Origin of the sequence: Pseudoxanthomonas sp. z9 (genome assembly GCF_006542425.1) — a bacterium.
Classification (GTDB): domain Bacteria; phylum Pseudomonadota; class Gammaproteobacteria; order Xanthomonadales; family Xanthomonadaceae; genus Pseudoxanthomonas_A.
Genome location: NZ_VFID01000006.1, coordinates 1 through 25,214 on the forward strand (window position 1 = coordinate 1; position 25,214 = coordinate 25,214).

Sequence of the window (25,214 nt, forward strand, 5' to 3'; positions counted from 1 at the left end):
GGAAGAAACTCGTTCCCCGCCCCGCAAATGAAACCGCCCCTCCCCCGCCTGCGGGGGAGGCTGGGTGGGGGCCGCCTCCGAAGCACGTAGTGCATCCGCGCAGAACAACCGCGAGCACGACTCGCTCTTCCGTCTGCCCCCATCCGCCCTTCGGGCACCTTCCCCCGCGTGCGGGGGAAGGAGGCACGCGCGAAGAAACTCATTCCCCGCCCCGCAGCATGAAACCGCCCCTCCCCCGCCTGCGGGGGAGGCTGGGTGGGGGCCGCGTCCGAAGCACGTAACGCATCCACGCACGAACAACAGCGAGCGCAGCTCACTCGCCCGCTCGCCCCCATCCGCCCTTTGGGCACCTTCCCCCGCATGCGGGGGAAGGAAGCAAGTTTCCTTCTCTAGAAGCCATGCGCCCTTCCCCCGCGTGCGGGGGAGGGGAACAAGCGGGAAAGGAAGAAAAAAGTCACTTCAGGACTTTTCCTATATCGAACGACGGGATCGCAAACAAGAATTCCATCACCTTCCGTCCGCCAACCTCGCGCCACGTCGAAGGCATGCGCGCCACCGCGTCGATGCCTGTTCCATCTGACTTGCCGAACGACCACTGAAGCCTCGACGCAGCGATTCCCCCTCGTTCGACGATCGATCGCAGCCATCCACACCGCAGCGCGCGCATTGCGCACAACGACGCTCATAAAGGTGAACGCTTGTACAGAACACCTAAACGAAAGCACCTCACTTTAGGAACTTTCCTATGGGATGGATACGGCGCCGAATCGAGAATTTGCGCTCCTTTCCACCAACCAAACGGAGTTTTGCAATGTCCAAATCCCTCCTGGGCCTGTCGGTCCTCATCCTCGCCGGTGCCAGCGGTTCGGCGATGGCCGCCGACGGCACCATCAAGTTCACCGGCGAGATCATCGCTTCGTCCTGCACCATGAGCGACGGTACCAACGCCCCCGGTTCGGCGAAAGACAAGCTGTTGACCATCGACCTCGGCAAGGTCGGTGCCGACGCCCTGTCCGAAGGCGGCGGCCAGGGCAACATCGGTGCGGCGAAGAACATCGACATCGTGCTCGACTGCAAGGGCACTCCCAAGGGCCTCACGAACGTCCACCTGAGCTTCAAGCCGGACGGCGGTAGCGGCGCCGAAACCGGCACCGGCACGGTGGCTGTGGGCAATACCAAGCTGCTGGCAGTCACCGGTGGTGCCACCGGCGTCGGCATCGGCGTGTTCGACAGCAACAACGTGTTGCTGGACCTGAACAATCCGCTGCCCCAGATCAGCGGCAAGCTGGACGTCAAGAACATCGGCACCGTGGAAGCACCGCAGTACAAGGGCATCGCCAACCTGGCGCTGCGCGCGGCCTACGTCAAGGCCGGTCCGGATCCGGTGGTTCCCGGTGTCGCCAATGGCTACCTGCCGTTCCAGCTGAGCTACGACTGAGTCGCTCTTTAGCTGTTCCGGGGGGCGGGTTCCGCCCCCCTTTTTTCCCCTCTTTCCTCGGGACCGCCATGAACCTCACGCCATGTCTCCGCGCCGCATTGGCCGGCGCCCTGTTGCTGTGCGCCGGCCTGGCCCAGGCCAGCATCCAGCTGGGCGCCACCCGCGTCGTGCTGGCCGCGCCGGCCCACGAAGTCACCGTGCCGGTCAACAACAAGATTGATCAGGACACCATGATCCAGTCCTGGATCGAAGGCGAGGACGATGCCGCCGGGCAAGACGTCCCCTTCGCCGTCACCCCGGCGCTGAGCCGGCTGGGCGGCAACCAGCAGCAGACGCTGCGCATCTTTTATCAAGGCCAGGGCCTGCCGACCGACAAGGAATCGGTGTTCTGGCTGTCCGTGCAGGAAATCCCGCAGAAGGCCAAGGGCGAGAACGTCCTGCAGATCGCCGTGCGCCAGCGCATCAAGGTGTTCTATCGCCCCGCCGGCCTGCAAGGCAAGCCGGAAGACGCCGCCAAGGCGCTGCGCTGGCAGTGGAGCACGCAGGACGGCAAGCCCGCGCTGCGCGTCAGCAATGCCTCGTCCTACCACGTGTCGGTGACCAGTGCCGCGCTCAAGGACGGTGATCGCCGGCACGCACTCGACACCCGGATGGTCGCGCCCGGCGCGACGGTGGTGTTTCCGCTGAAGGACGGCGCCGCGCGCCCGTCCGCCAACGCCGCCGTGTCCTTCCAGTACGTCAACGACTACGGCGGTATCGATCAGCTCGATGCCACGCCGGCGCGCTGACGCCCCCAGGCCTTGATGCCGGAGATCCGCGCCCCCGTCGTCCACTGATTTTCCCCCGAGAGAACGCTGCGCCATCCCACGGCGGATGCGCCCAAGCAAGGAACACCGCATGCCCGCTCTGCCCGCCCACCATCGACTGAGCCTCGCCCTGCGCCACGCCCTGTACTGCGTGGCGTTCGTGGGCCTGTCTTCCGTTTCGGCCATCGCCGCCGAAGCGGGCGACGACGACGCCAGCTTCGAATTCAACGAGATGTTCCTCAGCACGCGCGGCGGCGGCGGCAGCGTGGATCTGCGCTACTTCGAGAAGGGCAGCGCGGTCGCGCCGGGCACCTACAGCGTCGACGTCTACCTCAACCTGAGCCTGGTCCGCCGCCACGACATCGTGTTCGCGCCGGATGCCAGGGGCCGGGTGGTGCCAGTCCTGCCCTACGGCCTGCTCCGGCAACTGGGCGTGGATGTGGCCAAGCTGCAACAGGAAGGCCTGCTCGACCCGGCGGAAGACGATGCGCCGGTCGATCTCTCGCGCATCCCCGCCGCGCGCGCCGAATTCGACGTCAACAACCTGGCGCTGATGGTCAGCGTGCCGCAGGTCTACGTGCCGCGGCGCTCGCGTTCCTACGTGGATCCCTCGCTGTGGGACAACGGCGTCACCGCGTTCTTCAGCAACTACCAGGCCAACTTCAACAGCAACCACGACCGCCGCAGCGGCGAGGATCGCCACTACGGCTACCTCAGCCTGCGCAGCGGCCTGAACGTCGCCGGCTGGCGCCTGCGCAACGACGCCTCGCTGAGCACCGGCTCCAACCAGCCCAGCCGCTTCCGCAGCCATCGCACCTGGCTGGAACGCGACGTGCGCCGCTGGAACGCCAAGCTGGCCCTGGGCGAGCTGTACACCTCCGGCGAAGTGCTGGACAGCGTGCGTTTCCGCGGCGTGCAGTTGTCCACCGATCTGGGCATGTGGGCCAACGATCAGCAGGGCTACGCGCCGGTCGTGCGCGGCATCGCCGAAACCAATGCCACCGTGGAAATCCGCCAGAACGGTGTGGTGATCCATTCCATGCCGGTACCGGCCGGCGCGTTCGAAATCGAGGATCTGCCTTCCAGCGGATCCAACGGCGATCTGCACGTCCGCATCCTCGAAGCCGATGGCCGCGTCCGCGAATTCACCCAGTCCTTCGCCGCCCTGCCGGTGATGATCCGTCCCGGCCGCCTGCGCTACAGCCTGAGCGCGGGCGAATACCGGGGCGGCGCGCAGGAAGACACGCCCACCGTGGCGCAGGGTTCGCTGGTCTACGGCCTGGGCAACAACTTCACCGGCTTCGGCGCCGCGCTGGCGGCGCAGGACTATCACGCCGTCAGCCTGGGCATGGGCCTGAACTCGCGCCTGGGCGGCCTGTCGCTGGACACGACCCACAGCCGGTCGCGCGCGCCCTCCGGCCACGTCGAACAGGGCCAGAGCACCCGCCTGCTGTACGCCAAGACCCTCACCGGCACCGGCACCACCTTCACCATGGCCGGGTACCGCTACTCCACCGAGGGCTACCGCACCTTCGGCCAGCACATGGCCGACCGCCGCAACACGTCGAACTCGATCCACTACAGCCCGCAGAAGAGCCGGGTGGATCTGAGCGTCAACCAGTTGCTGCCGCGCAGCCAGTCGCTGTACCTGACCCTGGGCGAGACCAGCTACTGGAACCTGCCCGGCAGCACCCGCACCTGGCGCTTCGGCTATGCCGGCAGCATCGGCAAGTTGAACTACAACCTGGCCATGTCGCGGGATCGCGACCCGCGCCGCGAGCGCGACGACACCCAGGTCAACGCCAGCTTCAGCCTGCCGCTGGGCGTGGGCAGCCGCGCGCATCGCATGAGCGCCAGCGCCAGTTCCACCCGCCACGGCGCGGACCGGGTGCAGGCCGGCCTGAGCGGTTACCTCGACGGCAACCGCAACGCCAGCTATTCCCTCCAGGCCAGCCATGCCGAGGGTTACGGCAGCAGCGGCAGCGCCAACGTCAACTGGGCCACGCCGCTGGCGCAGCTGGGCGGCACCTACCAGCAGGGGCCGGACAACCGCCATGTCGATCTGAGCGCCTCCGGATCCGTGGTGATCCACCGCGGCGGCATCACCCTGGGCCAGCCGGTCGGCGAAACCTTCGGCCTGCTGGAAGTGCCGCGCACCGCCGGCGTCGGCCTGACCAACTGGAACAACGTGCGCACCAATCGCCGCGGCTACGCGGTGGTGCCCTACCTGCAGCCCTATCGCATGAACTGGGTGGAGGTGGACACCCGCAAGCTGGGCCTGGACACCGAACTGCTGGGCAACGCGCCGCAACTGGTGCCGACCCGCGGCGCCATCGCGCGCGCCAGCTACCAGGCCGAGACCGGACGCCGCGTGCAGTTCGTCCTGCGCCGCGAAGACGGCACGGTGCCGTTCGGCGCAATGGTGTACGGCGCGCAGGACAAGGTGCTGGGCATGATCGACAACCAGTCGCGCGTGCTGGTGTTCGGCGTGGAAGATCAGGGCCGGCTGGACGTGCGCTGGGGCGAGGGCGCCTGCGTGGCCGACTACACCCTGCCGGCCGTGCAGGCCGGACTGGCCTACGATCGCGTCAGCCTGGTCTGCCGCGCGCAGGCGCAATAACCGGCGATGCGCATGAACATCCGCCCCCGCCTTCGCCGGTTGCTCCTGCTGGTGCTGGCGCCGCTGGCCGCACTGCCGCCGACCGCGCGCGCGGAACTCTACTTCGACGGCAAGAACCGCTTCGTCATGGAGAGCGTGCGCATGCGCCTGCCCATCACCAACCAGGCCGTCCATCCGGCGCTGCTGGAAATTTCACTGGACTGGGGAGACGAGGCGTCGCAGGCACCCTTGCCGCTCGCCCTGTCGCGGCCACTGCTGAAACTGCTGGCCGGCCAGCAGGCGCACGTGGACGTGTTCTACCAGGGCGAGGGGCTGCCGACGGATCGCGAGTCCTATCTGCGGCTCAGCATCCTGGACGTGCCGCAGGCGCCGCACGCCGACAACACCGTGCAACTGGCGCTGCGGCATCACTTCAAGCTGTTCTACCGCCCGCCCCTGCCGACCACGCGGGAGCAGGCCTGGGCAGCGCTGTCCTGGGAACGATCCGGCGACGGCGACACGCCGGTGTTGCTGGCGCGCAATCCCTCACCCTATTACCTCACCCTCGGTCATCTGGAAGTCCTCGACGCCGGCGGGCAGCCCTGCGGCGACCCGCACGAGCACCTGATGATCGCCCCCTATTCCAGCCAGTCGCTGCCCGCGCCCGGCTGCCACGCGGCGCAACTGCGCTACCAACTGATCAGCGACGCCGGCAACCCGCACGCGCGCGTGTTCACCCTGTCCACCTCTGGCCACGATGCAACGGCATCCCGGCCGGCCCTTCCGGAGAAACAACCATGAGGATCCTGATTCGATTGTTGGCGCTGGGTGCGCTGCTTGTCATGTCGCAGAAAAGCTTCGCGCTGGTGTGCAAGCGGGATGGCATCACCGAACAACAAGATTACCCCCTCCCCACAACCATTGCGATCGCCAAGGCAATGCCCGAAGGAACGATCGTCTGGCGCTCCCCCACCGACACCATGGACATTACCTGTTGGCAGGACAATCCAACGGACTATGGCGAATTCGTCCATTTCTACCCGGCACCCCGAGGAGACGCCCTGGGGCCGGATCTCGAAATGGGCATTCACTTCGACGGAACGGACTACCGCTATTCCACAATGGAGCCATCAGAGCATGGCCGCAGACTTCCTACCAAAATCTGGGTTAGTGGCTGCCTGAACACATACTGGTGCCAGGTCAACAAAGAAAAGGAGGGCACCAAGAGACTGAGCTACCACTTCTTCTTCGTCAAGAAATCACCCGCCAGCGCCGAGATCAAGGAAGGACAGGTCACCTTTGACTGGAAGTTCGATATCTTTCAATTGGATGGCGGAGGTGGCTTGAACAGGAATGGCGGCACCTACTACATGACGCTGAAAAACCTGGACCAGCTGCGTTACATTGCATGCAGCTCGACCATTGCACTGTCCAACCCCACCGTCAACTTCGGCGGAATCAACAAGGCCTATGCGCAAAAAGATCAGGTCGCCGCAGAAAAACCCTTCAGCATCACCGCCAGCAAGAACTGCGACAGCGCCTACGGCCTGGGCGCACTCCTGAAGCCAATCGCGGGTACCACCCTGGATGCCTCGCACAAGCACATGCTGGTCCCCACGGACAACAAATCGATCGGCATCACCCTGCACGACCCGGACAACAGCATGAGCGTGATTCCGATCAACGAAGAGTTCGAACTAGTCAAGCACAGCACGGACCGGACGGTGATGCGCAAATTCCTCGCCCGCGCGACCTGGCTGAAGGAACCGGCACAGGTGCAACTCGGAAAGTTCAACGCCGGCGCCACCATCGATATCTACTACAAATAGCGTCATTCCGTGCGATCACGCGCCACGGCCACCGCACCGCCCGGCGCCATCCCCGTGGAGCGGAGCTTGCTCCGCTGCCTTTCGCGACCCTGGATATCCCGTTATCCCGGCGAAAGCCGGGATCTCTTTTTGGCTCTTTGGTTGGGCGGGTGCGTGGCGCGGTCCGGTCGGCGTGCGGAGCGAAGAGCAAGGTGGGTCCCAGCGTTCGCCGGGACGGCGGTTTGTCGGGTGTAGTGCCGCGCCCGCGCGAACTTCCGGGGTTCCACCCCTGGAGCAAACAACTTCTGTCCGGAAGTTCGCGGGGACGCGGGGTTCTGGGGACGCGCGATGGTGGAGCGGAGCAAGCTCCGCTCTGCACGGGTATCGGGCTGTCCGGTGTTGCTGCGGGTTCGATCAGTCGTCGAACTTGCTGTAGAGGATGCGGCCGTCGTAGCCGCTGACCTTCAGGTCCACGCGGCGCCCCTGCGGATCGGTGGCCTCCACCTCCCAGACGCCGGCATCGCGATCGATATCGGTGAAGGCGCGATAGCCCTGCCCTTCCAGCTTCGCCAGCAGATCGCGCATGGACAGCACCTCGCGCTTGCCGCGCAGGTCGAATATTTCGCCGGTGGCCGGATCCACGGAGACCTCGTCCCACAGGCCATAGGGGCGGCGGATTTCGGCTTCCCACAGGCCGTCGTCGTATTCGAGATCGCGGACGTCGCCATAGCCGGCCTGCTGGAGCAGCGTGATGACCTGCTGCGGTCCGATCGGCTCGGCCGCCTGGGTAGTCGTCAGGCAGGCGCCGAACATTCCGAGCGCAACGCACAAGGCCGTCTTCATCGGGCCACCCAGAGCAAGGGGTCGCGAATTTTTCCGGCACGGGACTTCCGCGTTGCTGCGAGACCCTTTGTTGTTCGAACGCATGTGCACGCCTTCCTCGTGAAGCAAAAAACGGGGGCATAGCTTGGAGAGACGAAGTGGTGCTGTCCCTCGGAAACGTCTGAAAAAATGGGTCCATGTCCGGTGGGATGCCGGTGTTCGTGCGGAGATGAAAGCGAAGATGGGTTCCAGCGTTCGCTGGGACGATGGCCACAGTGCACCTCCATCCACGCCTTGCCATCGTCATCCCGGCGAAAGCCGGGATCCCTTTGGCGCTTGGCATTCGTGCCGGAATCCTGGCACTACCGGCCCTCCGTTTCGGAATCCTCCGATTCCTGCCATCCCCGCGCTTGCCGAGAATGCCCGGGCCTTTTCCCTTGCAGGAAGGCAGCACGCAGCGCGCATTCGACGCGTGTTTTTCATCCGGCATCTCGCATCGCCGGATGCTTCATTTCCCTTCAGAGAGTATTTGATGAAAGTTCGTATCTTGGCGGCCACCGTCGCCGCGATGAGCCTGGCCGGTGCCGCGCAGGCCAAGGACGCGGCCCACAACCGCTTTGCCGTCACCGCCGGTTTTGCCTCCCAGCACCTGGGCGGCGACAAGCCGCTGAATGTCACCCTGACCGATGCCCCCGCAGGCGGACAGATCGAGAACGACCGCAGCGACGAAGGCGCCACGCTGGGCTTCAGCTGGTTCATCAACCGCAACATCGCCATCGAGCTGTGGGGCGCTTCGCGCTTCGACGCCAGCACCGAAATCGACATGGATAACGCGCCGGACATCGGCGTGAGCAAGTACCGCACCCGTCCGCTGGCACTGACCGCGCAGTACCACTTCACCCAACTGGGCGACCGCTTCAAGCCGTACGTCGGCCTGGGCGTGCATCGCACCCAGGTGGACGGCGAGTGGTTCAACCCGGCGCTGGACGGTGCGCATGACTTCCGCATCGACGACGGCACCGGCCTGGCCGCGACCGTGGGCCTGGACCTGAACCTGCCGAAGAACTGGTTCGTCCGCGGCGACGTCCGCTACCTGCGCTGGAACAGCGACGTGCGCCTGGACAACCTGCGCTCGGACGTGGACATGCATTCGCTGGTTTATGGCGTGAGTGCGGGTTTGCGGTTCTGAGGCGGGCAAGTCAGAAATAGGTTCACTTTCCCCCTTTATGAAATGGGAGATTGAGGGGGATTTGTTCTTTGCGCCAAGAGCAAATCCCCCGTCCTCCGCTTCGCGGAGGCCCGCCCCCTTTTTTAAAGGGGGCTTTTTTTTGGTTTCCGTGCAGGTGGGGGCTATGGCTTTTCCTCCCCCTTTGAAAAAGGGGGATTGAGGGGGATTTGCTCTCTGCGCCAAAAGCAAATCCCCCGTCCTCCGCTGCGCGGAGGCCCGCCCCCTTTTTTAAAGGGGGCTTCTTCTGGGGTTTCCGTGCGAGTGGAGGCCTTGGCTTTTCCTCCCCCTTTGAAAAAGGGGGACCGAGGGGGATTTGCTTTATGAGTGGCCCAGCCTCACCAGTTCCACCTCCAGCGCACGCATCGCCGCTCCCGCCTCATCGACCACCTCGGCAGCGATACCCTCCGCGCGTATCCGATCTTCCAGCCGTTCGAAGCGGGCGACCAGCTCATCCATCTGCATCATCGCCAGCGCGCCGCGCATGCGATGCAGGGTGGTGATGGCGGTGGCCGGGTCCTGCCCTTGCAGGGCAATGGCGACGGCGGCGGCGTCCGCGCGCATGGTGTCGACGAACAGGCGGCGATACTGCGCCGGCAATTCTTCCGCCGCGTCGAGGGGTGCGACGTCGCCCGCGTTGCCGGCATCCCCGGCAGTCGCCGCATGCGCACGCAGCAGTTCCCACAATCCGCGCAGGCCAATGGGCTTGACCAGCCAGGCGTTCATGCCGGCTTCCCGGCAGCGCTGTTCTTCCTCGCGCATCGCGTTGGCGGTGACGCCGATGATCGGCACGTCAGCGCCTTCGCGGCGCAGGGTGGCGGCCAGTTCGTAGCCGTTGAGGCGTGGCATGTTGACGTCGGTCAGCACCGCGTCGAAGCGCTCGCGTCGCCACAGCGCGAGCGCCTCCACGCCGTCGTCCGCGGTCGCGACGGTGCAGCCCAGTTGCTCCAGTTGGTGCGCCAGGGTGGCCCGGTTGATCGGATTGTCTTCGGCCACCAGCACGCGCAGGCCCAGCCGGCCGGCGATTGGACCGGCCCGCAGCGGCGCGGGCGCGACGGGCTCGCCCCGGCGCAGCGCGAGGATGGCCTGGGCGAGCGCGTCGCGGTGATGCCCGTCCACGGCCGTTGGCGTGGCGTCGCCGGCATCGGCGCCCAGTACGCGCGGTCCCGGCCATGCCGGGGGGGTGTCCGGCGGCGGCAGCACGTCCACCAGGATGGCGTCCGCATCGGCGGGCGTCGCCGGCAGGACGGCCGGCGCGGCGCGCGCGCCCCAGCGTTCGAACCAGCGGCACAGGTCCGCCGTCAGTTCCGGATGCGGCGTGCGCACGCACAGCACCGCGCCGGAAAGATCGGCGTGGGTGTCCGTGCCCGCTTCGGCCGTCAGCGGCAGGCTCAGGCGGAAGCGGCTGCCGCGTCCGGGCACGCTGTCCACGGCGATGTCGGCCTGCATCAGCCGCGCCAGTTGCATGCAGATGGACAGGCCCAGGCCGGCGCCGCGGAAGGTGTGGCTGGCCGCATCGACCTGGTAGAACGGTTCGAACAGCCGCGCCTGGTCTTCCGGTGCGATGCCGACGCCGGTGTCCTCCACGTCCAGCACCACCTGCGCGATGCCGCCGCGCGTTTCGCTGCCCAGCCGCACGACCACCCGGCCGTGTTCGGTGAACTTGATGGCGTTGCTGATCAGGTTGTCGAGGATCTGGCGCAGGCGCGCCGGATCCCCGTGCAGCCATGCGGGCAGATCCGGATCGATGCAGGCGAACAGATCCAGTCCCTTCTGCCGGGCCATCGCCGCGTAGCCGGCCACCGCGTCCTCGACCAGATGCCGCGGATGGAAGGCCACCGCGTCCAGCGCCAGTTGGCCGGTCTCGATGCGGGTGGTGTCCAGGATGTCGCTGATGAGCTGCAACAGCACCGCCGAGGAGCTCTGCACGGTCTGCAACTGGCGGCGCTGCTCCTCGTTCAACGGGGTGAGCGCCAGCAGTTCCAGCGTGCCCAGCACGCCGTACAGCGGGGTGCGGATCTCGTGGCTCATCGTGGCCAGGAAGGTGGACTTGGCCGCGCTGGCGCGATCGGCCTCGCGCTTGGCGCGGGCCAGCGTGCGTTCGATTTCCGCATGCGCGCTGATGTCGGTGAAGGCGCACAGGATGACCTCGCGCATGCGGTAGCGCGTGGGCGAGTACGCCACGTGCAGCGGGCGGCCATCGGCGGCGGCGAATTCCTCCAGCAGGCCAGCGCCCTCGACCCCGGCCAGCCGTTCGCGCAGGCGCGACAATGCCCCGCTGACCGCCAACGACGAATCCCCGGCCAGGCCCAGCCATTGCCGGGCCAGGCCATTGCCGAACACCACCTCTCCCGAGGCGCGATCCAGCACGCACAGGGCCACCGGCGTGGCGTCGATGATGGTCCGGTTGAACGCTTCGTTGTCGAGGATGTCGCGCTGGGCGGCGAGCGCGGGCGCGACCACGCGGCGGTCGTACCAGCGGCCAAAGCCGAGTGCGCCGGCGATGCCGGCCAGCAACAGCAGGCCCGCGCCCAGCGGCAACCACAGGTTGTCGCGGAACAGGCTGAGGTAGCCCACCCGGTAATAGGCGTCCCACTGCCCGTTCGCGTCGTGGAAATGGAAGACCCAGCCGCGGCGGGTGTAGTTGAGGCCCGGATCTTTTGCAGGCGGCGGCGTGCCGTTGCCGTCCAGCACGACGCCCCGGCGGGTCAGCCAGAAATCGTCGTAGATCGGCTCGCCCAGATGCCATTCGAACACGCCCACCCGCGAGAGCGTCAGCAGGGTGGCGGCGTAGAAGTCCGGCGGTTGTTCCCTGCCCGTGCCCCACAGGCGGGGCGGAATCGGCGCCGGCAACACACCGATCAGCCGCTCCGGCAGATCCGGCGAGCGCAGCCAGCGCACGTTGCGCCCGACCGGCTGCTGGCCCGCCGGGGTGCCGCGTTCGGCCAGGTGCGCGCGCACCGTATCGATCACCGCCGCGAACTGCGCCGGTTCCAGCCGGCCCAGGCCGGATTCGACGCCGATGCCGGGCACGCTGGCGGCCAGGCTGCTGTTCCGGTCCAACAGGAACACTTCGCCCGGCGGAAACGGCGAGCGCGACCAGAAGGTCGTGTAGGCGTTGCTGAGGTGCTGGCCGACTTCCGGCAGCGCGGCCTGCGCGGCGTCGCAGTCGGCCTGCGCGCAGACCAGCGAGAACGGCAGGTGCACGCCGGCCTCCTGGCCCAGCCACTGGCGTTCGCCGGGACGCGCCGGCTGCGGCATCTCGCGCAGGGTTTCCTGCGGCCAGTCGGGCAGCGAGGCCAGGCGCGCGTTCTGCTGGCTGAACGTGGTCAGGAAGGTTTCGTGCTGGTGCACGTAGCCGGTCATCACCCCGAAATCGACGGCCAGCTTCTGCTGCTGCTCGGTCAGCAGCCGGTGCATGCCCCAGTACAGCCCCAGTCCCAGGAACAGCAGCACCGGTAGGATGCCGAACAGCGCGATCCGCAGCCAGCGGACCGAGCGGGTGATGCGGCCGAACGGAGTGTCCTTCATCAGCGTGCCGGTGGCCGCGCGCGGCGAGCCAGCGCCGCCTCGCCGCCGGAACCGACGGTTCCCTGGGTGGAGATGTCGCGATTCTAACCAGCCGGACCCGCACTTCGGCTAGCGGCGGTCCCCGTAGCCGGTCGCCAGCTTCAACCAGAACTGCGGCAGATGATGCTGGTTGAGGACATGCACGCGCGGCACCCGCAGCGGATCCACGCCGATCCGCGCGCGGCCACGCACGGTGGTGGTGGCGCCGGCGAATCCCGCACGCCGCACCGCCTCCACCACCCGGTCGTCATGCGCGCCCCACGGATAGCAGAACTGGGAGACGCGCAGGCCGAAGCGATCCTCCAGCGCGCGCTTGCCGCCGCCCACTTCGTCTTCCAGCGTGGCGTCGTCGAGGGTGGTCAGGCGCGCATGGGTGCGGGTGTGTGCGCCCAGCTCCATGCCGGCGTCGATCCATGCGCGCAACGCGCCTTCGTCCGCCAGCGGGCTGGTCACGCCGAGCACGTCCTGGGACCAGCGGTTGCGCTGGCCGATCCGGTCCGACACCGCGTAGCAGGTGGCGCGATGGCCATGCCGTCGCAGGATCGGCAACGCGGCGGTGATGTTGTCGAGGAAGCCGTCGTCAAAGGTCAAGGCGCACAACTTTTCCGGCGACACCACTCCGCCCTGCAGAACCGCATGCGCCTCGTCCATGGTCACGCCGCGATAGCCGCAATGCGCCAGCAGCGCCATCTGCCGGGCGAACGCGCGCGTACCGACGAAGATGCTGCGCCGCCGGCTGCCCGTCGGCACCGGCCCGATGCTGTGGTACATCAGCACCGGCAGCACCGCGCTCACGCCGGCAGCTCCAGCACGCGCCGGTACAACGCCACGGTGTCGTCCACCATGCCACTTGCGCTGAAACGCTCACGCTGGGTCCGCCGCGCCTGCTGGCCCAGGCGCTCGCGCAGGGCGGGATCCAGCAGCTTCTTCAGCTGCCAGGCCAGACCGTGGGCATCGTCCGAGGTGAACAGCAGCCCGTTGACCCCGTCCTCGATCACCTCCGGCATGCCGCCGGTACGCGCGGCGATCACCGGCAGGCCGGCGGCCATCGCTTCCAGCAGCGACAGCGACAACGCCTCGCTGCGCGAGGGCTGGACGAACACGTCCATGCCGCGCAGCAGCGCGGCCACGTCATCGCGATAACCGGGCAGGCGCACCCGTGCATCGAGTCCGAGCCGATCGATCAGATCGGCGAGTGCCTCCGGCCAGTCGCCCGTCGCGTCGCCCAGCATCACCAGATCCATCGGCTCGCCCACCGCGCCCAGCAGCGACAGCGCGCGCACCAGCAGATCGTGCCCCTTGTGCGGCACCATCCGTCCGACCATGCCGATGGCGAGCCGCTCCGGCGCGATGCCCAGCCGCTCCCGCGCCGCCCTGCGCTCGGACTCGCGCGTATCCGGAAGCGCATCGACACCGTTGTAGATGCGCTCGATCCGCGCCGCCGGCAACCCCTTGTGGACCAGGAACTCGCGCACCGCCTCGGACACCGCGATCATCCGCTGGTTGCGGCGAAACCCCTTCCAGGTCTGCAAGGAGTGGATGGTCGCCACCGAACGGCAGCGCCCCCACCCGCCGGCCAACGCACTGTAGAACGCGCTGCGCCGCGAATGCCCATGCACCACGTCAATACCGCGCTCGCGCACCAGCCGGCGCAGGCGCAGGTGCGACACCGGATCGATCAACCCGCGAAAGCGCAGCGGCGTCCAGTCCAGTCGCTCCGCCTCGGCCTGCTTTTGCAACCAGGAGCCTCGCTGCAAGGCCAAGGTCACCCCATGGCCGGCATCACGCAGGCCACGGCTCAACGACAGCACCTGCCGTTCCAGGCCGCCATAGCCTTGGGTATGGACGACTTGCAGCAATCGGAGGGGACGATGGGGAGGCATGGGGAAGATCGCGCGAGAAATGTGACGCGACCTTGCCGTCCGGTGGGGGGCTGGGCCATCGGACGACTCTGAAAGTGGTTGGAGTGCTACGTGGGCCTCGCCGGAGCGGCGTACGGAGCATGGCGCCGGTTCATCTGTGCGCGCCCAGCCAGTCCACGCGGGAACCGGCAAGCCTCGCACTCGCACCGAATCTGCCATTGCCTATTGATTGGTCGGACGAGCAAACGGCCCGAACGGCGCGCGGTGGTACGCTCCCGCAGTTGCGCAAGAAGCGTTGGGGTGCCTGAAGCGGCTGTTTTTCCGACCCGAGGTGGATATCTCCTGGGGTGAATTCGTCCAAGGGGGTCTGGTTCGCCTTCTTCAATGGGCTATTCCAGCTTGTTCTCAATAGACATTCGTGAGGTGCATAGGGATGTGGTCCAACAGTTCATCCAAGCGCGCTCGTCTCTTAGTAGAAGTACCTGTGGAGCGATACCGAGTCCTTTCGGCGGAAGGTCGTATCCCGCGAGCCGGGGATATCGTGGCGCTGGATCAAGGCTTCACCGGCGATGACGGCCTGCCGATGGTGCTGGTGTACTTCCCCGCCATTGGCAACGAAAGCCTTTATGAGGCGGAAGTGTACGAATCAGAACTGGAGTAATGGGTAGAGGCGGTATCGCTCAGACCTGGTCCACTTCACGGTCGGCCCGCGAGAACGTGGGCCGACCACCATCAAGGGCACAGGGCGTCAGATGAAGACACCCGCCCTCCCGTCATCGTCTCCCCGTGGCGCCTGCAACGCATCCGCCAGCGCTAACGGCAAAGGCAGATTGCCCAGGTATTCGGCCAGTTCGTGACCCAGCAGGTCTTCGTGATCGCGGAAGAATATGGGACCGGTGGTCAACGTCCAACCGTCCTCGATGCGGCGCCAGCCGCGTGTGCTGCGCACCATCAGTCCGCCCATGTCGAGTGAGCCGGCCAGGGTGATGCTGTCCTCGCTGACGCGCAGGGCGATCTCGGCTACGACGCGCGCGCATCGGTTATCGGGATCGGTTGGACGATACGAGGTGGAACTGTCGGGGGTGGATTGAGTGTGCTTGCGCATGTGCGGAACTCCTTGTGAAGTGGAATCCGCCGCCCCGACGCCAATCAGGGTGACGGACGGTGCACGGTTGGCGTACCGGCCACAAGAAGCCGGCGGGGCCGAAGCCCCCCGCACACCGCCCGCCATGAAAAATGGCCTGGCTTTCGCCCTATCGCTTGCTCGGCAGAAAAAAAGCGCCTTGCATCGGTCGATGGGCGCTGGTGCGCCTTGTGGTTCGGGACGCCAATCCCGGTCGCTGAATTTGCAGCGACGCGGGATGCTGGTTCCGTCTACGCGCGCCCGTCAACTCACATTGAACCAATGTTCGTCCTCTGACATTTATTGCGTCAAGGGTTGAGGAGCGCGGCAGCGATGGGCCCAGGACGAACGCGAGCAGGAACTTGCGCGGAAACGGAATGTCCATTATAGTGGACACATGGCGACCATTCAGACCACGGATGTGTTTGAGCGCTGGTTCGAAAAGCTGCGCGACAGGGAAGCAAAAGCGCGTATCAACGTACGGATACGGCGTTTGTCGATGGGCAATCCCGGTGACCATCGCAATCTGACGAAAGGCGTGTCGGAACTCAGGGTCAACCACGGCCCCGGTTACCGCATCTACTACGTCACGCGTGCCGGCATCACCTACCTCCTGCTGTGCGGAGGCAACAAGGACTCGCAAGAACAGGACATTGCCTAGGCGCTCGCCCTGGTCGATGAACTTTAGTTTCCCGAAGGACCGGATTCCCCCCGATTGACCGTATGCGCCACAAAACTCATCTAGCTGCAAAGGGAATCAGACCCATGAGCGCAAAAATCAAAACCCGTCCCTGGGACGCTGCGGAACATCTTCGGGATGAAGAAGATATCCGCCGCTACATCGAGGCAGCCCTCGAAGAAGCTCCGGACGATGCGTCTTTCCTGGCTGCGGTGCTGGGTGACGTGGCACGCGCCCAGAACATGGCCAAGCTCTCGCGCGATACCGGCATTGCCCGTGAAACGCTGTACAAGGTGATGCGCGGCGAAGGCAATCCAACGCTTGAGACCGTCGGAAAGATGGCCAAGGCACTCGGGTTCCGTCTCACGCTGACCCCAATCAAACGTGAAACGCCGGTAACCAAGAAGCCGGTCGCTGCTCGCAAGGCTGTCCGGAAGCGAAAGAGCGCTGTCCAGGACACTGTGGAAATTCTGACCAGCAAGGCCAAGAAGAAACCCGCACCGATAGTGCGGCGCGTTGCTGGCGGCTGAGCGCCGCATCACGGCCATCGTTGCCGTCCTCCTTCAGTCCGTGGACTGTCGTGGGTTCATTTTCGCTAATAGACCTGTGCATCGCGGGCCCCCACCCCAGCCCTCCCCCGCACGCGGGGGAGGGAGCTGTATCCCAGCACGCTTCTTTCTACTGCCCGTGCCTGTGCGCTGCCCCTTCCCCCGCGTGCGGGGGAAGGTTGGGATGGGGGCGGGTCTGTCATCGGGCGGGAATGTCGCGCGGTTTGTGCATCGCGGGCCCCCACCCCAGCCCTCCCCCGCAGGCGGGGGAGGGAGCTGTATCCGAGCAGCTTTTTTCTGCTGCCCGGAAAATCATCGTGCCTGTGCATTGCCCCTTCCCCCGCGTGCGGGGGAAGGCTGGGATGGGGGCGGGTCTGTCATCGCGCGGGAATGTCGCGCGGTCTGTGCATCGCGGGCCCCCACCCCAGCCCTCCCCCGCAGGCTGGGGAGGGAGCTGTTTCCGTGCTGGATTGCTTTCCTGCCTAAGAAAAGCGGCCGTGCGCGTGTTTCGCTCGTTGGCGGGCACGCGGGTGCGCCGGCCCTTGCCGGTGCGGAGGCTGCGCTAGAATCACCGCGGTTCTCCAACGGATCGCATCCATGCCATCGCCCGCCTCGTCTTCATCCACTCCGCTCGCCTTCATCGGTGGCGGCAACATGGCGCGCAGCCTGATTGGCGGGCTGATTGCGCGCGGACATGCGCCGGAGGCCATCCATGTGGCCGAGCCGGTGGAGGCGCTGCGTGACGCGCTGGCGCGGGACTTCGGCGTACAGGTGCACGCGAGCGCCGCCGATGCGGCCGCTGATGCCGATATCTGGCTGCTGGCGGTCAAACCGCAGGTGATGCGCACGGTCTGCGGCGATCTATCCGCATTGGCGCAGGCACGGCGACCGCTGGCGATTTCGATTGCCGCCGGCATCACCGCCGCGCAGTTGGAGCGCTGGCTGGGCGGCGATGTGGCGGTGGTACGGGCGATGCCCAATACGCCGGCGCTGCTTGGCGCCGGCATCACCGGGCTGTATGCGAACGATCGCACCGACGCCGCGCAGCGCGACGCCGCGGCGGCCTTGCTGGCGGCGGTGGGGCCGACCGTGGCGATTGGCGAGGAACCATTGATGGACGCGGTCACCGCGGTGTCCGGCAGCGGGCCGGCCTATGTGTTCCTGCTGGCCGAAGCGATGCAGGCGGCCGGCGAAGCCGAAGGCCTGCCCCCGGACGCGGCGCGCGAGCTGGCCACGCAGACCCTGCTGGGTGCGGCGCGCATGCTGGTCGAGTCCGGCGAGCCGGCCGGTGTGCTGCGCGCGCGGGTGACCTCGCCCAACGGCACCACCCAGGCGGCCGTCGAGACCTTCCAGGCTGGCGGCTTTGAGGCGCTGGTTGCAAAAGCCATCCACGCCGCCACCGAACGCGGACGCGAACTGTCCGCCGCCAACGACTGACACCGACGACTGCCATGAAGACCATCAAGACCGCCTGGATTGCCTGCACCCTGTCCCTCGCCCTGGCCGCGTGTTCGGCCGGCGAAGCGCCACGCGTCGCCGAGTTCGTGCAGCCGGTGCAGGCGCAGCAGGATTTCGGCTCGCTGCGCGTGCATTTCAACGCGCTGCCGACGCTGTCGCTGAGCGAGGCAGTGGCGCGCGAATACCAGGTGCAGCGCGAGGCCGGCACCGCGCTGGTGGTGATCGCCCTGCGCCGGGTGGCCGGTGGCGAGGAAAGCGTCACCGAGGGCGAGGTCGAGGGCGAAGCGCGCGACCTGTCCGGCAAGCGGCAGGCGCTGGCGTTCCGCGCGGTGCGCACCGGTGATTACGTTGACCACATCGGCACGCTCAAGGTCGGTCCGCGCGATACCTATCGTTTCGATCTGACCGTGCGCGCCGACGGCCGCAGCGAGAAGTTGCAGTTCCAGCGCAATTTCTGAGCGGCGTACGCGCCTTCCCGGGCGCGCGATGCGGGTATCGTCGCCATCGTGGGTGCGCATGAACGCGCCGGTTGACCTCAACCGCGCTTGAGGGCGCAAGCTCCGCGACTCCCCCGCTCCGCCTCTCCCTCCATGGAATCGTCGTCCCTGTCTTCCTCCGCCGGCCCCGATATCGCGGCCGATCCGGCGCCAGCCATCACCACAACCGCTGATGAAGGCCTGCTGTCGCCACGCCGTCGCGCGATGACGCTGGGCATGGTGGCGCTGGTGTCGCTGAGCGCGTTCGAGGCGCTGGCCGTCGCGACCGCGATGCCGACCGTGGCGCGGGCGCTGGACGGCCTGTCGCTGTACGCGCTGGCGTTCGCCGGCACCTTGGCCGCGAGCGTGGTCGGCATGGTGCACGCCGGCCGCGCCAGTGATCGGCACGGTCCCGCGCGCGTGGTCTGGTGGGGCGTGGGGTGGTTCGTCGCTGGCCTGATCGTGGCGGGACTGGCGCCGAACATGCCGGTGTTGCTGCTGGGGCGCGTCGTGCAGGGCTTCGGCGGCGGCGCGATGTCAGTGGCGCTGTACGTGGTGGTGGCGCGTGCGTATCCGGAAGTGTTGCGCCCGCGCGTGTTCGCCGCGTTCTCGGCGGCGTGGGTGGTGCCTTCGTTGATCGGCCCGAGCGTCAGTGGATTGATCGTGGAGCACCTGGGCTGGCGCTGGGTGTTCCTGGCGGTGCCACTGCTGGCGATTCCGGCGGCCTGGGCGTTGCGCCCCGGCCTGAAAGCGCTGCCGCCGACGATCGCCGAAACCACCGGCGGGCGCTCACTGTTGCCATGGGCCGGGCTCGCGGCGGCGGCGGCCTGCCTGTTGCACCTGGCCGGACAGCGGCACGACGCGCGCGGCGCGCTGCTGCTGGCGGTGGCGCTGACGGGTTTGATCTGGGCGACACGCAAGCTGTTGCCGGAAGGCAGCCTGAGCCTGCGGCGCGGGTTGCCGAGCGTGATTGCGTTGCGCGGATTGGCGAGCGCGACCTTCTTCGGCGCCGAGGTGTTCATTCCGCTGATGCTGGCGCAGCAGTTCAAACTCTCGCCGCTGTGGGCGGGCGTGGCGCTGAGTGTCGGTGCGCTGGGCTGGTCGATGGGTTCCTGGTACCAGGGCAACACGCGGCGTGCGTGGTCGCGCGCGACGCTGCTGCGGATTGGCCTGACGATGATGGCGATCGGCATCCTGCCATTGCCGCTGGCGGTGTTGCTGCCGGGTGGATTGGGGCTGGCGCTGGTGGGTTGGGCGATCACCGGCATCGGCATGGGCCTGACCTACCCCAGCCTGTCGGTGCTGACGCTCTCGCTGTCGCCGCCACACGCGCAGGGGCGCAACAGTTCCGCCTTGCAGCTGATGGACGCGCTGGCGATCGCGACGGTGCTGGCGCTGGCCGGATCGCTGGTGGCGGCGCTGCTGGACCGCGCGCCGACGCTGGCGTTCGGACTGAGTTTCGGGATGACCGTCGTGCTGGCGGTCCTCGGTGCGCTGCTGGCCGGGCGCGTGCGTCCGGCCGATTGATACCCGTTGATGCGCCCGCGACTCAGGCGTGGCGCGCGGCCCAGGCCTGCACGATGTCGGCAATCGCGCGCACGCCATCGGTGAGCGCGGCCGGACCGGGCTGGAGGATCAGCGGTGATTTGATCTCGTGCAGTTCGCCGGTGCGCACCGCCGGCATCGTGTCCCAGCCGGGCCGCGCGGCGACCCGCTCGGGGCGGAACTTCTTGCCACACCATGATCCCAGGATGATGTCGGGCGCGCGCCGCACCACTTCGTCGCCATTGGCGAGGATGCGCTGCTTCGCCAGAGGTTCGATCGAAAGTTCCGGAAACACATCATCGCCACCGGCGATGCGCACGATTTCGGCGACCCAGCGGATGCCGGTGATGATCGGTTCGTCCCATTCCTCGAAATACACGCGCGGGCGGCGCGGCAGCGTGGCGGCGGCCTGCTCGATGGCGCGCAGGCCTGCCTCGATGCCATCGGCGTAGGCATTCGCCTTGTCCGTCGCGCCGACCAGCGCGCCCAGCCGGCGGATGTAGTCGAGGATGCCGTCCACGCTGCGGTGGTTGGCGATCCACACTTCCACGCCCTGCTTGATCAGCTCGGCGGCGATTTCGGACTGGATGTCGGAGAAACCGATGGCCAGATCCGGCTTGAGCGCCATGATCTCGCCGATCTTGGCGCTGGTGAACGCGCTGACCTTGGGTTTCTCGCGGCGCGCCTGCGGCGGTCGCACGGTGAAGCCACTAACGCCGACGATGCGGTGCTGCTCACCGAGCGCGTACAGCGTCTCGGTGGGTTCCTCGGTCAGGCAGACGATGCGTTGCGGGCCCATGGGTCAGTCGTCCAGGCGCTTGCGGAAATACACCACGCGCTCGGTTTCCTCGAAGCCGCAGGCGGCGTGTGCGGCCTGGCTGTCGCGGTTGTCCAGCAACGCGTCGGACGCCAGCTCGCTGCAGCCCTGCTCTCGCGTCCACGTTTCCACCGCCTGCACCAGCGCGCGGCCGATGCCGTGGCCGCGCCAGGCCGGATCCACGTACCAGCCTTCCAGGAAGCCGACCGGCGAGGCCTCGGTGCCGTTGACGTAGTCATGCCGCAGGCTGGCCTCGGCGAAGGCGATCACCTGCCCGTCTGCATTGGTGGCCAGGAAGCCGGCCGCGTCGCCGGCGAGGAAATCCAGGATGTCGGCGGCCTGCTGGCCGGGCTCGTCCATCGGCCACAGGTCCTGGCGCAGGCGCGCCCAGCCGGCGGTGTCGCGCGGTTGCGCCTGGCGGATGCTCCAGCCATCGCTCACGGGAACAGCATCCGCTTGGTCCACTGGCCGGCGGCGTCGCGCTCGTAGCGCCAGCGTTCGTGCAGGCGGAACTGCGCGCCGTACCAGAACTCGAACGCCTCCGGCATCACCCGGAAACCGCTCCAGCCCGTCGGGCGCGGCACGTCCTGGCCGGCGAAGCGCGCTTCGGTTTCGGCGATGCGCTGGTCGAAGGCCTCGGCCGAGGCCAGCGTTTCCGATTGATGGGAGGCCCAGGCGCCAATCTGGCTCATGCGCGGGCGCGAGGCGAAGTAGGCGTCGGCCTCGGCCGCATCGACCTGCTCCACCGCGCCTTCGATGCGCACCTGGATGCCGGCATCGCGCAGGCTGCGCCACAGGAACAGCAGCGCCGCGCGCGGATTGGTCTCCAGATCGCGGCCCTTGTGGCTGTGCAGGTGGGTGTAGAACACGAAGCCGCGTTCGTCGAACGCCTTCAGCAGCACGGTGCGCGCGGACGGATGGCCGTCCGGGGTGGCGGTGGCCACGGTCATGGCATTGGCTTCCAGCTCGCGCGGGGAAGCCTGGGCCTCCTCGTAGAGTCCGGCGAACGTGGTCAGGGCTTCGGCGTACAGATCGGTCATTGCGCACCCGGCAGGTCGAGGGTGCCGCGCGGTGCGCGGCGGTCATGCGCTATTGTCGCGCGATGTCCGCATCCACGCATCCCGGCGACGCCGACGGCTTCGCATCCGAATGGGTCGAGGCCGCGCTGGCGGCGGCGTTGTCGGTGCGCGCGGCCGTGCCGGTGCTGGCGATCAGCGGTTTGCAGGGTTCCGGCAAGTCCACGTTCGCGGCGCAGATCGCCGCGCTGGCGCGGGCGCGCGGCCGGCATCCGGCGGTGCTGTCCATCGACGATGTCTACCTGACTCGCGCCGAACGCCAGCAACTGGCGCGCGAGGTGCATCCCCTGCTCGCCACCCGCGGTCCGCCCGGCACGCACGACGTGAGCCTGGCCTGCGATCTGCTGGATGCACTGCGCGCGGGGCGGCCGGCGACGCTGCCGCGCTTCGACAAGTTGGCGGACGACCGTGCGCCCGAGTCGGCGTGGGAACGGCTGGAGGTGGCGGATCTGGTGATCTTCGAGGGTTGGTTCCTCGGCACGCCGGCCGAACGGGACGACGCGCTGCGGGAGCCGCTGAACGCGCTTGAGCGCGAGCAGGACGGCGACGGCCGCTGGCGGCGGTATTGCAACGACGCGCTGCGCCGCGACTATCCGGCGCTGTGGCGGCGATTCGATCGGCTGTGGTTCCTGCAACCGCCCGGCTTCGAGGTGGTCGCCGGCTGGCGCGCGCAGCAGGAGCGACAACTGGCGCGGGCGCGGCCGGACGCCGCGTCGATGGACGACGCCGGCGTGGCGAGGTTCGTGCAGTTCTTCGAGCGGGTCAGCCGGCAGGCACTGCGCACGCTGCCGGATCTGGCTGATCGGACGCTGGCGCTGGATGAGCGCCGACGGCCTCGGTGAAGCGGTTTTCCCTGTAGGAGCGACGTAAGTCGCGACCGTGATGCAGGAAAGCCTCGTCGCGACTTACGTCGCTCCTACAGGGGATTCGGGGGGTTACGCCACCACGAAGCTGATGCGCAGGTTGACGCGCCATTCGGTGACGTTGCCGGCGTCGTCGGTCACCACCTTGATCTCGTTGACCCAGGCGCCCTTGATGCCCTTGACCGTCTCGGAGGTCTTCTTCAAGCCGACCTTCACCGCGTCTTCCATGCTGGTCTTGGAGGCGGCATTGATTTCGATGATCTTGGCGACAGACATGGCGTTTCTTCCTTTTGCTGTGGCTGGGCGGGCATCCGCCGGGGTGTCCACCCTAGGCCAGCGCGTGTTAAGGGCCCGCCACGGGTGCTAGCATCCCCGGCGATGAATCCCGCCCCCAACCTCGTCTTGGTCGGCCCGATGGGCGCCGGCAAAACCTCGATCGGCAAGCGTGTCGCCGAGCGGTTCGGGCTGGTGTTCGTCGATGCCGACCAGGCGATTGTCGAGCGGGCGGGCGCCACCATCCCGGAAATCTTCGAGCATGCCGGCGAAGCCGGTTTCCGCGAGCATGAGACCGAAGTGCTGCGCGACCTGCTGGCCGGCGAAGGCCAGCTGATTTCCACCGGCGGCGGCGTGGTGCTGTCGGCGGACAACCGTGCGCTGCTGCGGAACCGCGGTTTCGTGGTCCACCTGGAAGTCAGCGTGGAAAGCCAGCTCAGGCGATTGGCCCGTTGCACCAACCGCCCGCTGCTGCAACGCCCGGATCGCGAACAGGTGCTGCGCGAGATGGCGCGCGTGCGCGCACCGCTGTATGCCGAAGTCGCCGATCTGAGCCTGGACACCGATCATCTGATGCCCCCCGAAGCCACCGTCCGCCTGTGCCACCTGCTGGCCTCGCGCTGGCAGCGCCAGGAAACCCCCGCATGAATCCGCTTTTCCGCACCGTCGCCGTCGGCGGCGACACCCCTTACCCCATCACCATCGGCCCCGATCTGCTCGCCGACGGCGCGGCGCTGGCCCGGTACGTGCGTGGCCGCCACGTGCTGCTGGTCAGCGATTCGACGGTGGCGCCGCTGTATGCCGCTGCCGTGCGCGAGGCGCTGCACGCGGCCCGACCGGAACTGGCGATCGGCACCTTCGTGCTGCCGGCCGGCGAAGCCTCCAAGACGCTGGCGCATTTCGGCCACGCCATCGACGCGCTGGCCACCCTGGGCGCGACCCGCGACGCCTGCGTGTTCGCGCTCGGCGGTGGCGTGGTCGGCGATCTGGCCGGATTCGCCGCCGCCTGCTGGATGCGCGGCGTGGACTGCGTGCAGTTGCCGACCACCTTGCTGTCGATGGTGGATTCCTCGGTCGGCGGCAAGACCGCGGTGGATATTCCGCAGGGCAAGAACCTGGTCGGCGCGTTCCATCCGCCGCGCGCGGTGTTCGCCGACACCGGCGCGCTGCGCACGCTGCCGCCACGCGAACTGCGCGCCGGCCTGGCCGAGGTGATCAAGTACGGTGCGATCCGCGATCCGCTGTTCTTCCAGTGGCTGGAGGCCGAACGCGCCGCGCTGCTGGAAAGCGAGCCGACCGTCCTGGCGCAGGCCATCGCGCGCAGCTGCGAACACAAGGCGGAGATCGTCGAACGGGATCCGCTGGAACGCGGCGAGCGCGCCCTGCTCAACCTGGGCCACACCTTCGGCCATGCGATCGAGACCGAACAGGGCTACGGCAGTCCGGACAACGACAACCTCAACCACGGCGAAGCGGTGGCGGTGGGCATGGTGCTGGCCGCGCGGCTGTCGGCGCAGTTGGGCCTGTCAGGCGATGCCGATACAGAACGGTTGATTGCGTTGCTGCATGCGTACGGCCTGCCGACGGCCATCCCCGCCGGCTTGGCACCGGACGCGCTGCTGGCGCGGATGCGGCTGGACAAGAAGAACCAGGCCGGCCGCCTGCGGCTGGTGCTGTGGCGTGGCATCGGCCGCGCCGAGGTGGTGCCGGATGTGGACGAGGCGCAGGTGTTGAGGGTGCTCGGAGGTTGAGTTCCTCCCCCTTTGTGGGAGCGACGTCAGTCGCGATGAAGATCACGGGAAAGCTCCATCGCGACTCACGTCGCTCCCACAAGTTGCGTCGCGCGCACGTACACGAATTCCGCCCCCTCCCCCGCGTGCGGGGGAGGGCTGGGGTGGGGGCGAACGTCCCGGTATTCCCGCGCCCCTGGAAGCGGCCCCCATCCCAACCTTCCCCCGCAGGCGGGGGAAGGGGCAAAAGCTGGGCGCTGCTGGTGCCCGTCGGTCGCGCCGAGGTGCTGCCGGAGGTGGACGAGGCGCAGGTGTTGAGGGTGCTCGGAGGTTGAGTTCCTCCCCCTTTGTGGGAGCGATGTGAGTCGCGATGAAGATCGCGGGAAAGCCCCATCGCGACTGACGTCGCTCCCACAGGTTGCGTTCGGCGTGTACACGGATTCGGCCCCCTCCCCCGCGTGCGGGGGAGGGCTGGGGTGGGGGCGAACGTCCCGGT

The 25,214-nt window shown here is 67.5% G+C and carries 23 protein-coding genes; 14 read left to right on the forward strand and 9 right to left on the reverse strand.

All coding sequences use genetic code 11. The features are described from left to right. The first annotated feature begins 811 nt into the window (after positions 1-811). The 5 genes from FG323_RS06970 to FG323_RS06990 all read left to right on the forward strand — a co-directional run bounded on the left by FG323_RS06970 (position 812) and on the right by FG323_RS06990 (position 6,672). Positions 812-1,438, forward strand: a complete 627-nt coding sequence (locus FG323_RS06970) for a fimbrial protein (protein ID WP_141453808.1) — start codon at positions 812-814, stop codon at positions 1,436-1,438. Between the two features lie 68 nt (positions 1,439-1,506). Beyond that, positions 1,507-2,226: a molecular chaperone gene (locus FG323_RS06975; RefSeq protein WP_141453809.1), complete on the forward strand. Its 720-nt coding sequence runs from the start codon at positions 1,507-1,509 to the stop codon at positions 2,224-2,226. A 109-nt stretch (positions 2,227-2,335) separates the two neighbouring features. Continuing rightward, positions 2,336-4,864: a fimbria/pilus outer membrane usher protein gene (locus tag FG323_RS06980; RefSeq protein WP_141453810.1), complete on the forward strand. Its 2,529-nt coding sequence runs from the start codon at positions 2,336-2,338 to the stop codon at positions 4,862-4,864. Positions 4,865-4,876: 12 nt separating this feature from the next. Then, positions 4,877-5,644, forward strand: coding sequence for a molecular chaperone (locus tag FG323_RS06985; RefSeq protein ID WP_141453811.1), 768 nt, complete (start codon positions 4,877-4,879; stop codon positions 5,642-5,644). Then, positions 5,641-6,672, forward strand: a complete 1,032-nt coding sequence (locus FG323_RS06990) for a fimbrial protein (RefSeq protein ID WP_141453812.1) — start codon at positions 5,641-5,643, stop codon at positions 6,670-6,672. Before FG323_RS06985 ends, FG323_RS06990 begins: the two co-directional genes overlap by 4 nt. A 393-nt stretch (positions 6,673-7,065) precedes the next feature. Here FG323_RS06990 and FG323_RS06995 read toward each other — a convergent pair whose 3' ends face one another. Beyond that, complete coding sequence (locus FG323_RS06995; RefSeq protein ID WP_181444110.1) at positions 7,066-7,494, reverse strand: PepSY domain-containing protein; 429 nt, start codon at positions 7,492-7,494, stop codon at positions 7,066-7,068. Positions 7,495-8,005: 511 nt separating this feature from the next. On the opposite strand from FG323_RS06995, the gene FG323_RS19620 reads away from it, so the two are divergent. Beyond that, positions 8,006-8,662 carry an OmpW family outer membrane protein gene (locus tag FG323_RS19620; protein ID WP_181444111.1) on the forward strand — a complete coding sequence of 219 codons (657 nt, stop codon included), beginning with the start codon at positions 8,006-8,008 and terminating at the stop codon, positions 8,660-8,662. A gap of 357 nt (positions 8,663-9,019) precedes the next feature. On the opposite strand, the gene FG323_RS07005 is transcribed toward FG323_RS19620, so the two are convergent. The 4 genes from FG323_RS07005 to FG323_RS07020 all read right to left on the reverse strand — a co-directional run bounded on the left by FG323_RS07005 (position 9,020) and on the right by FG323_RS07020 (position 15,235). Further along, positions 9,020-12,229 (reverse strand): hybrid sensor histidine kinase/response regulator, encoded by a 3,210-nt coding sequence (locus FG323_RS07005; RefSeq protein WP_141453815.1) that lies wholly within the window; start codon positions 12,227-12,229, stop codon positions 9,020-9,022. Between the two features lie 108 nt (positions 12,230-12,337). Continuing rightward, the gene (locus FG323_RS07010) at positions 12,338-13,063 is read right to left on the reverse strand and encodes a polysaccharide deacetylase family protein (protein WP_255470087.1); all 726 of its coding nucleotides are present in this window, start codon (positions 13,061-13,063) and stop codon (positions 12,338-12,340) included. After that, complete coding sequence (locus FG323_RS07015) at positions 13,060-14,151, reverse strand: glycosyltransferase family 4 protein (RefSeq protein ID WP_181444112.1); 1,092 nt, start codon at positions 14,149-14,151, stop codon at positions 13,060-13,062. Before FG323_RS07015 ends, FG323_RS07010 begins: the two co-directional genes overlap by 4 nt. Before the next feature lie 727 nt (positions 14,152-14,878). Next, on the reverse strand, positions 14,879-15,235 hold the full coding sequence (locus tag FG323_RS07020; RefSeq protein WP_141453817.1) for a hypothetical protein: 357 nt from the start codon (positions 15,233-15,235) through the stop codon (positions 14,879-14,881). Between the two features lie 415 nt (positions 15,236-15,650). Between FG323_RS07020 and FG323_RS07025 the strand changes: the two genes are divergently transcribed. The 5 genes from FG323_RS07025 to FG323_RS07045 all read left to right on the forward strand — a co-directional run bounded on the left by FG323_RS07025 (position 15,651) and on the right by FG323_RS07045 (position 19,941). Beyond that, complete coding sequence (locus FG323_RS07025; protein ID WP_141453818.1) at positions 15,651-15,914, forward strand: type II toxin-antitoxin system RelE/ParE family toxin; 264 nt, start codon at positions 15,651-15,653, stop codon at positions 15,912-15,914. A 104-nt stretch (positions 15,915-16,018) separates the two neighbouring features. Beyond that, a complete protein-coding gene (locus tag FG323_RS07030; protein WP_141453819.1) occupies positions 16,019-16,462 on the forward strand; it encodes an addiction module antidote protein in 444 nt (147 codons plus the stop codon). A gap of 615 nt (positions 16,463-17,077) precedes the next feature. Then, positions 17,078-17,917: a pyrroline-5-carboxylate reductase gene (gene proC / locus FG323_RS07035; protein WP_141453820.1), complete on the forward strand. Its 840-nt coding sequence runs from the start codon at positions 17,078-17,080 to the stop codon at positions 17,915-17,917. A gap of 14 nt (positions 17,918-17,931) precedes the next feature. Continuing rightward, entirely contained in the window at positions 17,932-18,396 is a 465-nt protein-coding gene (locus FG323_RS07040; RefSeq protein WP_141453821.1) for a DUF4426 domain-containing protein, read from the forward strand. Positions 18,397-18,528: 132 nt separating this feature from the next. Then, a complete protein-coding gene (locus tag FG323_RS07045; protein ID WP_141453822.1) occupies positions 18,529-19,941 on the forward strand; it encodes an MFS transporter in 1,413 nt (470 codons plus the stop codon). 22 nt (positions 19,942-19,963) lie between these two features. Here the strand turns inward: FG323_RS07045 and FG323_RS07050 are convergent, their stop codons facing one another. The 3 genes from FG323_RS07050 to pdxH are packed head-to-tail and all read right to left on the reverse strand — an operon-like array spanning position 19,964 to position 21,816. Continuing rightward, positions 19,964-20,758, reverse strand: coding sequence for a cobalamin-binding protein (locus tag FG323_RS07050; RefSeq protein ID WP_141453823.1), 795 nt, complete (start codon positions 20,756-20,758; stop codon positions 19,964-19,966). Between the two features lie 3 nt (positions 20,759-20,761). Next, a complete protein-coding gene (gene aac(6'), locus FG323_RS07055; protein WP_141453824.1) occupies positions 20,762-21,217 on the reverse strand; it encodes an aminoglycoside 6'-N-acetyltransferase in 456 nt (151 codons plus the stop codon). Next, the gene (pdxH, locus tag FG323_RS07060) at positions 21,214-21,816 is read right to left on the reverse strand and encodes a pyridoxamine 5'-phosphate oxidase (protein ID WP_141453825.1); all 603 of its coding nucleotides are present in this window, start codon (positions 21,814-21,816) and stop codon (positions 21,214-21,216) included. The genes aac(6') and pdxH overlap by 4 nt, the downstream gene beginning before the upstream one ends. Before the next feature lie 62 nt (positions 21,817-21,878). On the opposite strand from pdxH, the gene FG323_RS07065 reads away from it, so the two are divergent. After that, on the forward strand, positions 21,879-22,694 hold the full coding sequence (locus tag FG323_RS07065) for a kinase (RefSeq protein WP_181444113.1): 816 nt from the start codon (positions 21,879-21,881) through the stop codon (positions 22,692-22,694). Between the two features lie 93 nt (positions 22,695-22,787). On the opposite strand, the gene FG323_RS07070 is transcribed toward FG323_RS07065, so the two are convergent. Next, on the reverse strand, positions 22,788-22,991 hold the full coding sequence (locus tag FG323_RS07070) for a dodecin family protein (RefSeq protein ID WP_141453826.1): 204 nt from the start codon (positions 22,989-22,991) through the stop codon (positions 22,788-22,790). 102 nt (positions 22,992-23,093) lie between these two features. Between FG323_RS07070 and FG323_RS07075 the strand changes: the two genes are divergently transcribed. Continuing rightward, positions 23,094-23,636, forward strand: coding sequence for a shikimate kinase (locus FG323_RS07075; RefSeq protein ID WP_141453827.1), 543 nt, complete (start codon positions 23,094-23,096; stop codon positions 23,634-23,636). Then, positions 23,633-24,739 carry a 3-dehydroquinate synthase gene (gene aroB, locus FG323_RS07080; RefSeq protein WP_141453828.1) on the forward strand — a complete coding sequence of 369 codons (1,107 nt, stop codon included), beginning with the start codon at positions 23,633-23,635 and terminating at the stop codon, positions 24,737-24,739. The genes FG323_RS07075 and aroB overlap by 4 nt, the downstream gene beginning before the upstream one ends. Positions 24,740-25,214 lie beyond the last annotated feature (475 nt).

Coding starts and splice junctions, on each gene's coding strand:
- FG323_RS07075 (WP_141453827.1), top strand. CDS start 23,094: ATGAATCCCGCCCCCAACCTCGTCTTGGTCGGCCCGATGGGCGCCGGC.
- pdxH (WP_141453825.1), bottom strand. CDS start 21,816: ATGACCGATCTGTACGCCGAAGCCCTGACCACGTTCGCCGGACTCTAC.
- aroB (WP_141453828.1), top strand. CDS start 23,633: ATGAATCCGCTTTTCCGCACCGTCGCCGTCGGCGGCGACACCCCTTAC.
- proC (WP_141453820.1), top strand. CDS start 17,078: ATGCCATCGCCCGCCTCGTCTTCATCCACTCCGCTCGCCTTCATCGGT.
- FG323_RS06975 (WP_141453809.1), top strand. CDS start 1,507: ATGAACCTCACGCCATGTCTCCGCGCCGCATTGGCCGGCGCCCTGTTG.
- FG323_RS07015 (WP_181444112.1), bottom strand. CDS start 14,151: ATGCCTCCCCATCGTCCCCTCCGATTGCTGCAAGTCGTCCATACCCAA.
- FG323_RS06985 (WP_141453811.1), top strand. CDS start 4,877: ATGAACATCCGCCCCCGCCTTCGCCGGTTGCTCCTGCTGGTGCTGGCG.
- FG323_RS06995 (WP_181444110.1), bottom strand. CDS start 7,494: ATGAAGACGGCCTTGTGCGTTGCGCTCGGAATGTTCGGCGCCTGCCTG.
- FG323_RS07065 (WP_181444113.1), top strand. CDS start 21,879: ATGTCCGCATCCACGCATCCCGGCGACGCCGACGGCTTCGCATCCGAA.
- FG323_RS07045 (WP_141453822.1), top strand. CDS start 18,529: ATGGAATCGTCGTCCCTGTCTTCCTCCGCCGGCCCCGATATCGCGGCC.
- FG323_RS06990 (WP_141453812.1), top strand. CDS start 5,641: ATGAGGATCCTGATTCGATTGTTGGCGCTGGGTGCGCTGCTTGTCATG.
- FG323_RS07070 (WP_141453826.1), bottom strand. CDS start 22,991: ATGTCTGTCGCCAAGATCATCGAAATCAATGCCGCCTCCAAGACCAGC.
- FG323_RS06980 (WP_141453810.1), top strand. CDS start 2,336: ATGCCCGCTCTGCCCGCCCACCATCGACTGAGCCTCGCCCTGCGCCAC.
- FG323_RS07025 (WP_141453818.1), top strand. CDS start 15,651: ATGGCGACCATTCAGACCACGGATGTGTTTGAGCGCTGGTTCGAAAAG.
- FG323_RS07030 (WP_141453819.1), top strand. CDS start 16,019: ATGAGCGCAAAAATCAAAACCCGTCCCTGGGACGCTGCGGAACATCTT.
- FG323_RS19620 (WP_181444111.1), top strand. CDS start 8,006: ATGAAAGTTCGTATCTTGGCGGCCACCGTCGCCGCGATGAGCCTGGCC.
- FG323_RS07050 (WP_141453823.1), bottom strand. CDS start 20,758: ATGGGCCCGCAACGCATCGTCTGCCTGACCGAGGAACCCACCGAGACG.
- FG323_RS07040 (WP_141453821.1), top strand. CDS start 17,932: ATGAAGACCATCAAGACCGCCTGGATTGCCTGCACCCTGTCCCTCGCC.
- FG323_RS06970 (WP_141453808.1), top strand. CDS start 812: ATGTCCAAATCCCTCCTGGGCCTGTCGGTCCTCATCCTCGCCGGTGCC.
- FG323_RS07020 (WP_141453817.1), bottom strand. CDS start 15,235: ATGCGCAAGCACACTCAATCCACCCCCGACAGTTCCACCTCGTATCGT.
- FG323_RS07005 (WP_141453815.1), bottom strand. CDS start 12,229: ATGAAGGACACTCCGTTCGGCCGCATCACCCGCTCGGTCCGCTGGCTG.